The sequence below is a fragment of the Rhizobium sp. UBA1881 genome (assembly GCF_002338015.1).
Taxonomy (GTDB): Bacteria; Pseudomonadota; Alphaproteobacteria; order Rhizobiales; family Rhizobiaceae; genus Rhizobium.
In genome coordinates, this window is sequence record NZ_DDHH01000193.1 from 1,617 (window position 1) to 2,162 (window position 546).

The following is a 546-nucleotide window of genomic DNA, read 5'->3' on the forward strand; positions in this document are numbered from 1 at the left end:
AACGCAGCACGCGACCTTCGACGACTATTGCGACTTCCTGTTCCATGATGACGGGCTGGAGCAGGAGACGGTCTATCTGATCGACGCGGTGACGACGAACAAGACCGACTTCTTCCGCGAGGCGCGCCACTTCGAATATATGCAGCAGGTGGCGCTTCCCGCACTCGTCTCGAGCGGCGTGCGCACCATCCGCACCTGGAGCTCGGCCTGCTCCACAGGGGCTGAGCCTTATACGATGGCCATGGTGCTGGAAGAGTTCGTCGCCGACCGGCGCGACCTCAACTACAGCATCCTCGCGACCGACCTCAGCACCGACGTGCTGGCGACGGCGCGGCGCGGTATCTATTCCGAGGATCTGGTGCATCCGGTGCCGCGCGAGCTGCAGCGGAAATATGTGATGGTCGCCAAGCAGAAGGATCGCCGCGAGGTTCGCATCTCGGCCGATCTGCGCAGCCGCGTCGGCTTCGCGCGCATGAACCTGATGGACGAGAACTACCCCGTCGGTGAGGGGATGCACATGATCTTCTGCCGCAACGTGCTGATCTA

At 62.6% G+C, this 546-nt stretch carries 1 protein-coding gene; it reads left to right on the forward strand.

The annotated features are described in order from the left end of the window. The coding region (locus B3605_RS23960) for a CheR family methyltransferase (protein WP_296436494.1) at window positions 1–546 on the forward strand (546 nt) is incomplete at both ends.